General features: G+C 41.1%; 15 protein-coding genes and 1 tRNA gene. 8 read left to right on the top strand and 8 right to left on the bottom strand.

All coding sequences use genetic code 11. The features are described from left to right. Window positions 1-79: 79 nt before the first annotated feature. Window positions 80-202, bottom strand: a complete 123-nt coding sequence (locus AHMF7616_RS27420; protein ID WP_262511712.1) for a hypothetical protein — start codon at window positions 200-202, stop codon at window positions 80-82. A 134-nt stretch (window positions 203-336) separates the two neighbouring features. On the opposite strand from AHMF7616_RS27420, the gene AHMF7616_RS01460 reads away from it, so the two are divergent. Next, a complete protein-coding gene (locus tag AHMF7616_RS01460; RefSeq protein ID WP_115371275.1) occupies window positions 337-1035 on the top strand; it encodes a TIGR04283 family arsenosugar biosynthesis glycosyltransferase in 699 nt (232 codons plus the stop codon). 32 nt (window positions 1036-1067) lie between these two features. Further along, the gene (locus AHMF7616_RS01455; protein WP_115371274.1) at window positions 1068-2135 is read left to right on the top strand and encodes an NAD(P)H-dependent oxidoreductase; all 1068 of its coding nucleotides are present in this window, start codon (window positions 1068-1070) and stop codon (window positions 2133-2135) included. A 22-nt stretch (window positions 2136-2157) separates the two neighbouring features. Here AHMF7616_RS01455 and AHMF7616_RS01450 read toward each other — a convergent pair whose 3' ends face one another. Continuing rightward, window positions 2158-2943 (bottom strand): DUF2490 domain-containing protein, encoded by a 786-nt coding sequence (locus AHMF7616_RS01450; RefSeq protein ID WP_115371273.1) that lies wholly within the window; start codon window positions 2941-2943, stop codon window positions 2158-2160. 365 nt (window positions 2944-3308) lie between these two features. Between AHMF7616_RS01450 and AHMF7616_RS01445 the strand changes: the two genes are divergently transcribed. After that, complete coding sequence (locus tag AHMF7616_RS01445; protein WP_115371272.1) at window positions 3309-4664, top strand: Gfo/Idh/MocA family protein; 1356 nt, start codon at window positions 3309-3311, stop codon at window positions 4662-4664. 783 nt (window positions 4665-5447) lie between these two features. Beyond that, window positions 5448-5675: a hypothetical protein gene (locus AHMF7616_RS01440; RefSeq protein ID WP_115371271.1), complete on the top strand. Its 228-nt coding sequence runs from the start codon at window positions 5448-5450 to the stop codon at window positions 5673-5675. 256 nt (window positions 5676-5931) lie between these two features. On the opposite strand, the gene AHMF7616_RS01435 is transcribed toward AHMF7616_RS01440, so the two are convergent. The 5 genes from AHMF7616_RS01435 to AHMF7616_RS26610 form a co-directional block, all read right to left on the bottom strand. Continuing rightward, window positions 5932-6006 (bottom strand) — tRNA-Val (locus tag AHMF7616_RS01435). Window positions 6007-6113: 107 nt separating this feature from the next. Beyond that, window positions 6114-6668, bottom strand: coding sequence for a type 1 glutamine amidotransferase domain-containing protein (locus AHMF7616_RS01430; RefSeq protein ID WP_115371270.1), 555 nt, complete (start codon window positions 6666-6668; stop codon window positions 6114-6116). A 92-nt stretch (window positions 6669-6760) separates the two neighbouring features. Beyond that, window positions 6761-7285, bottom strand: a complete 525-nt coding sequence (locus tag AHMF7616_RS01425) for an acyl-CoA thioesterase (protein WP_115371269.1) — start codon at window positions 7283-7285, stop codon at window positions 6761-6763. A 132-nt stretch (window positions 7286-7417) separates the two neighbouring features. Beyond that, window positions 7418-7552, bottom strand: coding sequence for a hypothetical protein (locus tag AHMF7616_RS27415; RefSeq protein ID WP_262511711.1), 135 nt, complete (start codon window positions 7550-7552; stop codon window positions 7418-7420). Between the two features lie 17 nt (window positions 7553-7569). After that, entirely contained in the window at window positions 7570-7725 is a 156-nt protein-coding gene (locus AHMF7616_RS26610) for a hypothetical protein (RefSeq protein ID WP_199474048.1), read from the bottom strand. A gap of 283 nt (window positions 7726-8008) precedes the next feature. Here AHMF7616_RS26610 and AHMF7616_RS01415 point away from each other — a divergent pair, with 283 nt between their 5' ends. The 4 genes from AHMF7616_RS01415 (at window position 8009) to AHMF7616_RS01400 (ending at window position 11728) form a co-directional block, all read left to right on the top strand. After that, the gene (locus AHMF7616_RS01415; protein WP_115371268.1) at window positions 8009-8620 is read left to right on the top strand and encodes a C40 family peptidase; all 612 of its coding nucleotides are present in this window, start codon (window positions 8009-8011) and stop codon (window positions 8618-8620) included. A gap of 533 nt (window positions 8621-9153) precedes the next feature. Continuing rightward, on the top strand, window positions 9154-9942 hold the full coding sequence (locus AHMF7616_RS01410; RefSeq protein WP_115371267.1) for a YkvA family protein: 789 nt from the start codon (window positions 9154-9156) through the stop codon (window positions 9940-9942). Between the two features lie 144 nt (window positions 9943-10086). After that, window positions 10087-10830, top strand: coding sequence for a M48 family metallopeptidase (locus AHMF7616_RS01405; protein ID WP_115371266.1), 744 nt, complete (start codon window positions 10087-10089; stop codon window positions 10828-10830). 301 nt (window positions 10831-11131) lie between these two features. Continuing rightward, window positions 11132-11728: a hypothetical protein gene (locus AHMF7616_RS01400; RefSeq protein ID WP_115371265.1), complete on the top strand. Its 597-nt coding sequence runs from the start codon at window positions 11132-11134 to the stop codon at window positions 11726-11728. Window positions 11729-11838: 110 nt separating this feature from the next. Here AHMF7616_RS01400 and AHMF7616_RS01395 read toward each other — a convergent pair whose 3' ends face one another. Then, on the bottom strand, window positions 11839-12090 hold the full coding sequence (locus tag AHMF7616_RS01395) for an acyl carrier protein (RefSeq protein WP_115371264.1): 252 nt from the start codon (window positions 12088-12090) through the stop codon (window positions 11839-11841). Window positions 12091-12094 lie beyond the last annotated feature (4 nt).

The following is a 12094-nucleotide window of genomic DNA, read 5'->3' as shown; positions in this document are numbered from 1 at the left end:
GATGAAAGATAGCTATTAACCATCGCTTCTATCGCTGAATTATTACTACGCAACTCTAATAAAATTTGGCTAAGATTTACTAGTTAGCTAAAAGCAGTTGGTAAAGCAACATGTAATAAAAAGGCAAAATAATAAAGTTCACGCGGGTTACAAGTAGTTGCGGATTGTTAGAAATATTTACTTCTAAACTATCCGGAACCATAATCTCTAAACAATATTACTCCGTATGTAACTAATACTCAAACCTTAGCCAAGTTTATTTGCCAGTTCCCGTTCCCAGAGCTTGATTTAACCTTGAGCGTACGCGTAAAAAGTTAATTATTTTAAAATTTACTGGTGATTAGTGTAATTATCCCTACATATAACGAAAACGAGCACATCGTCCAAACCATTCAGGCTTTATACCAAAAAGGAATGGCCCGCGCTATTACCGAGGTTATTGTGGTAGATGGCGGCAGCACCGACCCCACGGTGGAGCAAGCCCAAAATGCCGGCGCGCGGGTAATACGAAGTACTCAAAAAGGCCGTGCCGTACAACTGAACCAAGCGGCGGCTGTAGCAAAAGGCAAAGTGCTGTATTTTTTACACGCCGATACCATACCGCCTTCCGGCTTTACCACCGACATTATCGCGGCGGTGCAAGCTGGTTATCAAAGCGGCTGTTTTTTGCTAAGTTTCGATTTTAGCCATTGGTTTTTAAAGGCTAATTGCTGGTTTACGCGTTTTAAACCAATTTTTTTTCGGTTCGGCGACCAAAGTTTATTTGTTACCAAAGAAAGTTTTGTGCAAGCGGGCGGCTACAACGAAAAATATACCGTACTGGAAGATCAGGAAATTATAAAACGACTCCGGAAAAACGGCCGGTTTGTAATTTTAAAAAAGCCGGTTTTAACCTCGGCACGTAAATACATTACCAATGGCATTTATAAAACCCAAGGCATCTTTTTTTTAATTTATACCATGTATTTTCTGGGATTTTCGCAAAATAAATTAGTGCGCACGTACAAAAAGCTAGTACCGGAGAATAAAATTTAAAAAACAAAGTATCTGTATCCTTATTCCGTACCATGAAACCAAACGACGAAAACGCTAAGCTGCCCACATCCGAAAGACCTTTCCGCGTGTTAATTATTTCGGGCTCCGACCGCCGCCAGTATAATTGCCCCGGAGTAGACAGCAAATCCCGAACCTTAATGCTGCAAATGGCCGATCTGTTACCAGCCGAATGGGAAATTGACTACGAAGACTTAGGCAATGTATACGGCCGGGCCCGGATTCAAAGCTGCAATGCCTGTGTATCTACGTCGATGGCCTTGTGCGTTTGGCCTTGTAACTGCTACGAAAAAAACAGCTCGTCGGAACCAGATTTATTGTGGGACCTGGATATGTATGCCCGTCTGGATATGGCCGATGCCTGGGCGATTATCGGACCGATAAACTGGTACGGACCAACCAGTAATTTAAAATTATTGTTCGACCGATTGGTTTGCATGAACGGCGGCAATCCCGACGAAAATACTATTGCCCACAAAGATCCCGAAAAAGCCATGGCCCTGGAACACACCGAGCAGTGGGAGCAAATGAGCCAGAACCACCTGGAAGGCCGCACCGCCGGTTTTTTCTGTTACGGCGACGAAGGCTCGGATGAAATGGACGCGAGTGGCCGGCCGAAACTGCTGCGCCACAAACAATACTTTGATCCGGAAACCGAACCTTTTGAAAATGAACGCGATGCTTACGCCCCTTTGGTGTGGCAATGTCGCTACGGAGGCGTGGAAGTGCCAGATGCGCTCTGGACCCATTGTACCACCGGCAAAGGCCAGAAATACAGCGATAACCAAGCTGAACACATGGTACAGGAAGCTCCATTTATGACGGCTTTTAAAAGCTGGGTACAAGAATTTACGTTATTTGTGGCCGAAAAAGGCAAAGTATCGCCTAATAAATACCGGGCGTATGGGTACGAAAGACCGCAAAACTTATACAAAGAATTAAAAACGGGCATTCGGGAGTGGCGCTTACGTTTTGGCTTAGAACCCCAAAACTCTTCGCCCCAGATTCAGAAAGATTTAGGTTTAAATAAAGATGTAACTACTTCTCCCCATAAAAGCGAAGGCGAAAAATTAAGAGAATAAAAGAGCCGGAGGAGCTCCCGCGTTACTCATTTTTTAAAAAATTTAAATTATAAACTACCCCGAGCCGGAAACCTTGGTTGTATTCAAATATGCCGTTCCCCGACACAGGATCGGATGCACCGTGTTGCGTAATCTGGTACAAGTAATTTAATTCCAATTGAAAATCATCGGTAAACTGATAACCTAAACCACCCGAAATCCGATTTTGATTAAAAATATTCTGACCCACGTTTTTGCCGAAACCAATGAATAATTCATCGAAAAAATTTAAATACCACTCCTGTGAGTCGAGGGTGCGGCCTTGCAAAGGTACCGTGAGCGCTATTTGGTAGCGGATGCGATTCTGGTATTCCCAGCTTTGTACGTCTTTACCGGTATTTTCCTGTAATTGGCCAATCCAGCGTTGCTCTAATCGAAACCGGTGTTGTAGTAATACTTTCCCGATGGTATCGCTCAGCTGCACATCCTGGTGCAGGCGGCGTTCCGGAAAAGGCTCCCCGGTATCAGCCGTTGGGTATTCGCCGTAAGGGAAAGTAATAAACGCAGTATAGCCCCCGCCTAGCTTAATCTGGGGTGAAATTTGGTAAGCAACTCCAAGCCGCGCCAAAGATTGTTGCCACGATTTAATAAAATCTATGCGCCGCCATTGGTACTCGGTATGGATCTGCCATTTTTCACTGATCGGATGGTCGCCTTCGTACACGAACCACCCTAAATGATTTTTATCGGCAATTCGGTTGGTCTGACAAAAAGCCACTTCCGCAATGAAACTAAAAAACAGGCAAAGAATAATTTGGAACCGCCCCATGGTTTTTTTAAATTTTTATCAGGCACCTACCCCTCCGGATTACTTCAATCATCCATTCTCGAAAGTTGGTTGCGTAAGCCGTTAACCATTTATTGCATATTTTGTTGCGTTCCCGGCCAGAAGGAGTATAGATAAACCAAATTGCGCAGAACTGCCTTAACAAAATGCTTTTTTTTGATAACGGGTTGTCAGATCAACTGGGTACATTCTATTTTTGTTTTCCCATCCGCAGGTAGTAACCGGGCTTAAACCCAGCGCCAATTTTAAAATTTTAATTTTTTACACGCATTTAATTAAACCTAAGCAAAAGCTTCGGAGTAGAGAAAAAGGCAAACTATTTACTAATAGCATTTTCTGTTGCAGTAATGAAAGACCTAGATAACATTTTAAACACGCTTACCGAAGGAGAAGACGGCTACACCCGCCGTACTTTTTTAGCCAATACCGGCAAAGGAATTCTGGCGGCCGCCACTTTAGGCAGCTTAGCAGCCTGCGATACCAATGCGCAGCAAAAAGCGCCCACAAGCCCTACCGATAAAGACGTACATGCCAACTCGATTACCGAGCCTATCGAGCTTAAAGAAATTGCGGACCCATCGGAGAAAAAGAAAGAACCTTTCCCGGCCCCCGAAGCCCCCGACAAACGGGTGGGATTTGCCCTGGTGGGTTTAGGAAACCTTACTTTAGGCGAGTTGCTACCGGCATTTGGTAACTGCAAATACGCCAAAGTAACGGCCCTGGTAAGCGGCAACCCCGAGAAAGCCCAAAAAGTAGCTAAGCAGTACGGTATCCCGGACAAAGGCATTTACAATTACCAGAATTTCGATAACATTAAAAATAACCCCGACGTGCAGGTAGTTTACATTGTGTTGCCCAACTCCATGCACGAAGAATTTACGGTACGTTCGGCCAATGCGGGCAAGCACGTGTTATGCGAAAAGCCCATGTCGGTTAATTCGGAGTCGGCGCAGCGCATGATTAATGCCTGCGAAAAGGCCGGCAAAAAGTTAATGATTGCCTATCGCATCCAGTACGAGCCCAATAATCAGAAAGCGAAAGAGTGGACCCGCAACAAAAAAATGGGAACTGTAAAAATAATTGATGCTATTAATACGCAAAACCAAGGCGAGCCCGGCCAATGGCGACTGAAAAAAGCTTTAGCTGGTGGCGGATCGTTACCTGATATTGGCCTTTATTGCTTAAACACGGCTCGGTATTTACTCGGCGAAGAACCGGTGCAGGTGAATGCCACTTTATTTAATACTCCGAACGATCCGCGATTCAAAGAAGTAGAAGAAACCGTATTTTTTCAGTTGCAGTTTCCGAGCGGCGCCCTGGCCAACTGCACAACCAGCTACGGCGTGCACGAATCGAAAAGGTACCGGTGCCACGCGGATAAAGGCGGTTATTTTGGCTTAGATCCGGCCTTTAGCTACCACGGTTTGCGCATGGAAGGCTCGCAAGTGCAAGACGGTATGGAAGTAAAAATAAACCCGAGTGCCGGCGATAAAAACCAGTTTGCTCTGGAAATAGACCATATGGCGCGTTGTGTAACCGAAAACAAGAAACCTTATACTCCCGGCGAAGAAGGTTTGCAGGACCATGTTATTATGGAAGCCATTTACGAATCGGCCAAAACCGGCAAACCGGTAAAACTAAAAAAAATCGACAAAATAGATGCTTTTCGCGGTACAACTCCCGATGAGTTACAAATAAGCTGATTTTTTAAAAATTAGCTTCATCCCGTTAATACAACAAGGACCAGCACTCCTCTTAACTTGCTTAGAATTACTTGCATGTAAATAAAATTAGCTGGTATACCAAGGAATAAAAGTTATATCAGGTAGCAAATGGTGAACAGAAAAATTGTTCACCATTTGCTACCTGATATAAAAGTTGATGTGCGGCTAATAAGCTGGATGCGTTTATTGTTTTAACTCGTGTTTTTTAACAGAGTTCACCTGCGAAAACTTTCCAGGAGAAAGACCGGGATACCAGATATTTTCCACTATCACGGGTATTCTTAGCAATAAGTTACACCCGAAGTAAACGTTCTGTTTCTTAAAATTCTGACACACCCTCCGGTATAAATAGGTGCGCTGCTGTTCCACTATCCAAGAATTATCTTCTACGTATTAGCTTTCTACCGCTACAAAGCCAATTTTTATAAAATACTTCCGTTAATGAATGACCTTATCTTGTAGTTGCCGTATAAGTTACTCTTCGTGAATATTATACTATTACCGAAATACCGGAAAATAGCAGTTGGAAATTTTTACGAATTGCAAAAACGTTTTACACCACGTAAATCAGGCATTTTTTTAAATCTCTGATATTAAACCGCCACCTCAGGCCTGTAAAGGCAGCATTCTCTATTCACCTAAAATTGTAATTTAGTACTATTAGCTATTGCATTAAACGCCAAATCTTCACCCATTACGCTTACCGCCCGAAAGTAAACATAACACCTGTTTACTTTAGAAATTAACTATAAATCTACTTTTATGAGCCTAGCCAATATAGATTTAAATAAGTTTTGTATAGTTCGGCACCGCAATACAGATAAAGTTTATTTGTACGAAACAGCCCTACATCCCGCCTTTCAAGAAGCGGAGGAACAGGCCGAATTTAAATGCCTGACCTTGGATATTTTCGGTCAGGTGAATACCGCCGATCATTTTGCTTTTAAAAAAGAAGACTTGTATTTGCAGCCAATTCATCAAAAATTTTAAAAATTAAATTTTTAGCCAGTAGAAACCAAAATAAAGTTCTTTAAAAGCCGAGGCAGTCCGTACTCTCCGGAGTAGTTCTGTTTCGGCTTTTTAGTTTAAATAAATTGCGCTGTTCAAGGGTTGGTTATTTTAGTACCGATGGCAATACAGGTTAATTCCCGTAATAATTTCTTTTGGAAGTACTTGGAGTTTGCGTTAGCAAGGAAGATAAAAGTAAAAAAAAGCATCCCCAAGAGGATGCTTTTACCGAATTAAGTGAGGCGTACTGGGTTCGAACCAGTGACCTCTACCCTGTCAAGGTAGCGCTCTAAACCAACTGAGCTAACACCCCGTTTTCAAGAATAAAACTACATATTTTCTCTTAATTCGCAAGGCCACGATTGCTTCACCTTCAATTTTGCTAAGAATTGCTTCTCTGGAAAAATAAAAATTTAAAAATTAAGCAGTTGTGGCCGTTAGCGCAAACGATTCAATTATTTGTTTGTTAAACGCCGGAATATCATCGGGTTTGCGACTCGTAATTAAATTAGAATCCACCACAACTTCCTGATCTACCCAATTCACACCCGCATTTTTTAAATCTGTTTGAATAGAGGCATAGCTCGTCATGGTTTTACCGGCTAACAAACCGGTTTCTATTAATGTCCAGGGGCCATGGCAAATAGCGGCAACCGGTTTACCTGCGGTTAAAAATGCTTTTACAAAACTTACAGCAGTTGCGTTAGCACGCAGTTTATCGGGGTTCATCACGCCACCGGGTAGCAAAAGAGCATCGTAATCAGCTGCAGAAACTTCGTCCAAGGTTTTATCAACGGCCACTTTATCGCCCCAGTCTTTTTCGTCCCAAGCTTTTATTTTACCGGATTTCGAAGAAATCACGTGGGTTGTAGCGCCTTCTTCTTCCAGGGCTTGCTTCGGCTTTTCTAACTCCGATTGCTCAAAACCATTTTCCGCCAGTATAGCAATGCGTTTTCCTTCCAGTTTGTTACTCATAATTTTAATAATTAAGTACGTCATTAAATATTAGTGCTATTTCCTTACGCGGTCTTTACCGGATGGTTATTTACTTGCCCTTGTTCTTTAAATTATGGAGTCGGCAACGAACGCTTAAAAGCCTGATTAATCTCGATTAACCGATCTTGAAAACCTTCCGGTCGGTGTTCTACTTCAGTTACCTGAACGGCAGCCAGCATGTCCAGTACTTCTTCCGAATGCTCCGTTGAGCGGGCCGTTTCTACGCTTACATACCGCATGGTAGACCAAAGCAAAGATTTTAAATGTGTACGGGCTTCGTTGTACATAGAGGCTTCTATAACAATACTATTTTTATCGAAATGAATAAGCTGGGTTTGAATAATAATGTTTTCGCCTAAATCAGCCGGTCGTAAATAAGCAATCTGGTGATTGGTTACCACCCAAGTTGCCCGGTACTTTTTGGAAAGCTCCATTAAATTTAAGGCGTAGTAATGCCGGGTATGTTCTTCGCGGGTATTTAAAAAATAATCGAAGTAGCGTACGTTATTTAAATGGCCCAAAACATCGCAATCCTGAAAACGGACAAATAACTTACTTTCGGGTACTTTAACTAAGTTTTTAAGATCAATTTTCATAGGTAAAAGGTACGTATACAGCCAAAGATAAGACCTGATCAGCAATAATGGTTTTTGCTATTTTTATTGCCCGGCTCCGGATTTCAACAAAACCAGTTACCCACCCAAAAGTTTTTGCCAGGAAGAAAATACTTATTCCGGCATTTGGCTCTTTTCGGCTTGGCGGGCTTCTACTTCAAATTTATTCTGAAAATAACCTACTTTAATGGATTCGATTAGGTAAAGCCAAAGAAACCGGAAAAAACCATATTTTTTAAATTGTTGCACGTGGCAGTATTCGTGCGCTACCCACGATTGATTGCGCAGGAAAATTTCTTTTTTACGCCACTCAGGTGAATGGCATTTCCGAGCACCATCGCCACATTATCAGACTTTAATACCCCCCGCGCTAAACGGGCAAAAAGGGAATTTTCAACAATTTTAAGATCAGTCAGTTTCATGGGCACAACGGAGAAATGCAATATATATCTTCTGTCTAATTCTGTAAAAATAACAATATTGCGATTGTAAATTTCAGAGATCTATTGCACGAAAGAAAGAAATTTTTCTTTGCCAGGCTTGTTAGTTTAAAATTTATGTCTACTTTTAATTATCAAACTAAATTAAAACAATTAGTTTTATACTATTTACCACCGTTTAAGGTTACTATTTTAACCTATTTTTTAAAAAATATAAGATTTACTAGTAAACGCTTAGCGTATTGTATCATTCTAACCAAAACAGATGAAAAACATTATTTTAGCTAGTTGCGCTGCCTTTTCCATGACTTTATCGCTCTTTTTTGAGCACACCCCTACTGATAAAAATACCAAATTAAATTCTGTTGAAACAGCTTCTGTTCTCTCTTTAGACTTTCCAACAAGCTCCTTATTAACATGTATTAATGTTCCTTCCTTGAATTTTAAGGATACGCTTTATTATAATTATTACGCCCAAACGCTAGGTGTAAGATTAAACTATTCCGAAGACAAACACCTTTTGGCTACTGTTGCCGATTGGCTGGGAACCCCTTATCGGAGTGGCGCAGCTTCCAGGCAAGGCACCGATTGCTCCGGATTTGTTTCTAAAGTTTATAAAGAAGTATACGGTATTACCCTTGTCCATAGCTCCCGCTCTATGTTCCAAAGCGTCGAGCACATTAAGAAATCGGCGATTAAAGCCGGTGATTTAGTTTTTTTTCGGCGTGGGCCTGGTAAACCTATTTACCACGTAGGCATTTATTTAAATAATAACAAGTTTATTCATTCGGCCAGCAATGGCGGTGTTATGGTTTCGTCGTTAAACCAATCTTATTACGCCCGCAATTATTACGCAGCCGGCCGGGTTAATTTATAATAAGTAAAAGGATCAATTGAAAGCTACATTCCAATATTGAAAATACAAGGTTAAATCGCTGATATTTAATTTATTATATTTCATTTTGTCTTGATACTTGTGTCTTACTACTTGTGTCCATTTACTTAGTTGTTTTTGCTTATAAAAGTCCGGGTAACAGGTGTTCCATCGCCTGTTACCCGGACTTTTTGTTTTAGCTAAATAGAAAAAAATAGAGGTATTCTTTATACCGGGTGCTTCAGAAATAAAAAATCAATTATTCAGTTTGATTGATAAACCGTTTGGTCACCGGCACGTTCCGATAAAATAATACTTTCATTATCAACAGTTGCCAGGTAATTCCTTTTAAAATAATTAAATGATTATGTTTACTTTTGCCAGTAAAGCCGCACTTCATAACTATTTTTACGTAATGCAGTATATAATACGCGGCTAATTTTTTACGTAAATGGTGGCTATTTACTACCTAATGGCTAAACCAAAATTAATCTTAAAATTGTAGGCAGCATTAGATACATCAACCTTTTAAAACTATGGAAAACACGAACAGCACCGGCCAGAAAATATCTGAATCTTCGATTTTTAAAAATATTTTTAAAAATGCCGAAGAATACCTGAAAAAACCTTTGCGGGTAAAAAAACTTTTAAACGACGCCTATACCAAAGCCAGCCAGAAGAAAGATGTGGGCACTTTAGCGCACGAAGTGTGGGAAAGCTTACAAACTTTATCCCGCATGATTAAAGCCGCAGTAGCTGGTGAGTATACGGGCATCCCGACCAGTACTTTGGTTGGTGGCATTGCCGTAATTCTTTACTTTTTATCGCCCATTGATTTTGTACCGGATTTTATTCCGGTAATAGGGTTATTGGATGACGCAGCGCTCTTAGCCTGGTTCATGACCGGCATAAAAACCGAGATGGATAAATTTGAAGAATGGGAAAGAGGTAACCAGGCGCAAACCATTAAAACAGCCATGCTCAGCAGTAACCAGCCGGTAGATAATTCGGCCACAACTCCTAAATACGGCTCTCCCGAAAACAACTACACCTACACCTCCGGCCCCAGCAACACGAACGAGACCAACGCATCGTCGCAGAAACGGAACGAAGATGGCACTCTTAAGAACGACGCTGAAAAGCTGGTGGTTAAAGATTTTACGGCTCACGATTTGCCAACTGAAAGTAATACTCCCGACGATTCGGCCATTAAAGCAACTTCAACGGGTTCCGGCGAACCAAACGTACGCGCAGCAACTACCGATAGTACCCGTATACCCAGCTCCAATGATGCCGATAGCCGATCTGGCGGCAACGTTCGCTAAGCAATCATTATTGAAATTTAAAAAAACACTCTCCTGACCGGGAGTGTTTTTTGTTTTAAGTAAGCAGCGTAAACCTTACTCCATCTTGCAAATTCCGGAGCGTTGTGTATCTTTATACTATCAGCAATTTCTATAATTTTAATTGTGCGGTCGGGATCTCCATCTATAACTTCGGTTCGGATTTATATTGAAAGCATTGGCACCGTGCTGCTGGAACGCAGCACCAAAGCAAAACACGTCAGCATTCGAATTAAACCATTAGAAGGTGTTCGCGTGGCGGTGCCCAAACACGTTAGTTTTGAAAAAGCCCAAGAGTTTTTACACAGTAAAACGGCGTGGATTAAGCACCACTTGCACCATGTAAAAGCGCAGGAGAATAAACGTACTATTTACTCGCAGCACCAACCCTTCCGTACGTTTAATCATACCCTGCAATTACAACCCATTACCGGTCAAACAACCTACAAAGCCCACCTGCAGAAAGGTACGCTGCTGGTAACTTACCCCGCTTACAAAGAAGAAACCGACGAGGAAGTGCAGCAATATATCCGTCAGGCCATCGAAGCAACTTATCGCCTGGAAGCAAAAGCTTACTTACCAAGCCGGGTAGCTTATTTTGCGCAAAAGTTTGGCTTTACTTTTAACAAAGTAGTTATTAAGAATACCAGTACCCGTTGGGGCAGTTGTTCCGGCCTAAATAACATAAACCTGAATCTGCATTTAATGCGGTTGCCAGAGGCGTTACGCGATTATGTAATTTTGCACGAACTGGCGCACACCGTCGAAAAAAACCATGGTCCGCGTTTCTGGGCCTTGCTCGATAAAATTAGTGGCGATGCCCGGGGTTTAGACCGGAAAATGAAAGCTTATCGCGTAGCTATTTATTAAAGCCTCCTGTATTCTAAAATATTCCTGATCTCATAAGTTGTTTAGCTAATACGAAATCCGAAGAAGTAGTTGCCTTTATCTTAATTAAAAATACATTACTTCTGTACTGGTTTATCATTTAATCTTTTTTACATCTCCAGGCATTCCTGCTATCTTGTTTGTGTGCTTTTTTAAATTTTTGTAAATCTTACCGGCTATTTAAACGCCAAAACCCATACCTGCTAAAGCCGAGGGTTAGGTATTTTAACTTACATTGTTTTTATTAGGTTAATTCTATTAAAACGCAGGAGCGTTATTATTTATGAGGAAATGTTTTACGCGTAAAAGTTATCTGTTCTTACTTGTAGGCTTATACTCCTGTGAGCAAAAAAATCAAAAGGAAATTAATACTAATAAGCCTCAGCCTGCTCCTTCCGCATTTACTATTCCGGCCCCGGATAAACCTACTTCGTACCAAGATACCCTCTTTATTCAAGATGAATTCGCGACGCAGCCTTTTTCCGTTGACTCTATTTCGACTCATACGGTGCAGCGTTTGTTTAAAACAGAGCAGGTAATTAAAAAACCAGTGGTTAATAAGTTTACCGCCCAGCAAATAGATACACTAATTACCATTCGCCAAGCCCATTCTTACGTAAGATTGTATCAGGTAAGTACCGAAGCAAACAAGTTTTTTTACCAATCCGCATTAATCCAAGATTCGATGCGGGTTTTCAGCCAGCCTTTGCAAATCGGTTTAACCAAAGAACAAGTAAAAAAAATATTCTCGCCCTTAGCCCAAGAAAAATCTTTACCGGATATTATACAAATCAGTAACGGAACCAGCACCGACTATTTATACCTGATCTTCCGGAATAATAAGTTAAACACGGTTAAGTTTCAACCGTACCTGGATTAGTCCGTTTAAACGTAATACTCAACTAAAATCTAATAAGCAAAAAGGCGAATCTGAAGATTCGCCTTTTTGCTTATTAGATTAAAATTTAAAATCAGTTGTAACTGTGCTAATTAACTGGCTTTAGAAAAAGTTTGCTCGGATACATAATGGATGAAATCGCCTACGGTATCCAGCGGCACTTCGTCCGGAATAGTTATTTTAAAACTTTTCTCTAATTCCAGGATTATGTCCACTACATCAACGGTATCAAAACCAAATTCCCGGCTTAGGTTAGCGTGTGCTCGTAACCGAGACGGCTTTATTTCTTTGGTTTTGCTAATAATATTAATAACCTGATGTTCGATGTTAGAGGTTCGTGACATAATC

It is taken from the genome of Adhaeribacter pallidiroseus (assembly GCF_003340495.1).
Classification (GTDB): Bacteria; Bacteroidota; Bacteroidia; order Cytophagales; family Hymenobacteraceae; genus Adhaeribacter; species Adhaeribacter pallidiroseus.
This window is presented reverse-complemented; position numbering and strand designations above follow the sequence as displayed.

What these genes read in the sequence shown, in the direction of transcription:
- AHMF7616_RS27420 (WP_262511712.1), bottom strand. Translation starts at nt 202, where the DNA reads ATGGTTCCGGATAGTTTAGAAGTAAATATTTCTAACAATCCGCAACTA.
- AHMF7616_RS01455 (WP_115371274.1), top strand. Translation starts at nt 1,068, where the DNA reads ATGAAACCAAACGACGAAAACGCTAAGCTGCCCACATCCGAAAGACCT.
- AHMF7616_RS01450 (WP_115371273.1), bottom strand. Translation starts at nt 2,943, where the DNA reads ATGGGGCGGTTCCAAATTATTCTTTGCCTGTTTTTTAGTTTCATTGCG.
- AHMF7616_RS01445 (WP_115371272.1), top strand. Translation starts at nt 3,309, where the DNA reads ATGAAAGACCTAGATAACATTTTAAACACGCTTACCGAAGGAGAAGAC.
- AHMF7616_RS01440 (WP_115371271.1), top strand. Translation starts at nt 5,448, where the DNA reads ATGAGCCTAGCCAATATAGATTTAAATAAGTTTTGTATAGTTCGGCAC.
- AHMF7616_RS01430 (WP_115371270.1), bottom strand. Translation starts at nt 6,668, where the DNA reads ATGAGTAACAAACTGGAAGGAAAACGCATTGCTATACTGGCGGAAAAT.
- AHMF7616_RS01425 (WP_115371269.1), bottom strand. Translation starts at nt 7,285, where the DNA reads ATGAAAATTGATCTTAAAAACTTAGTTAAAGTACCCGAAAGTAAGTTA.
- AHMF7616_RS26610 (WP_199474048.1), bottom strand. Translation starts at nt 7,725, where the DNA reads ATGAAACTGACTGATCTTAAAATTGTTGAAAATTCCCTTTTTGCCCGT.
- AHMF7616_RS01415 (WP_115371268.1), top strand. Translation starts at nt 8,009, where the DNA reads ATGAAAAACATTATTTTAGCTAGTTGCGCTGCCTTTTCCATGACTTTA.
- AHMF7616_RS01410 (WP_115371267.1), top strand. Translation starts at nt 9,154, where the DNA reads ATGGAAAACACGAACAGCACCGGCCAGAAAATATCTGAATCTTCGATT.
- AHMF7616_RS01400 (WP_115371265.1), top strand. Translation starts at nt 11,132, where the DNA reads ATGAGGAAATGTTTTACGCGTAAAAGTTATCTGTTCTTACTTGTAGGC.
- AHMF7616_RS01395 (WP_115371264.1), bottom strand. Translation starts at nt 12,090, where the DNA reads ATGTCACGAACCTCTAACATCGAACATCAGGTTATTAATATTATTAGC.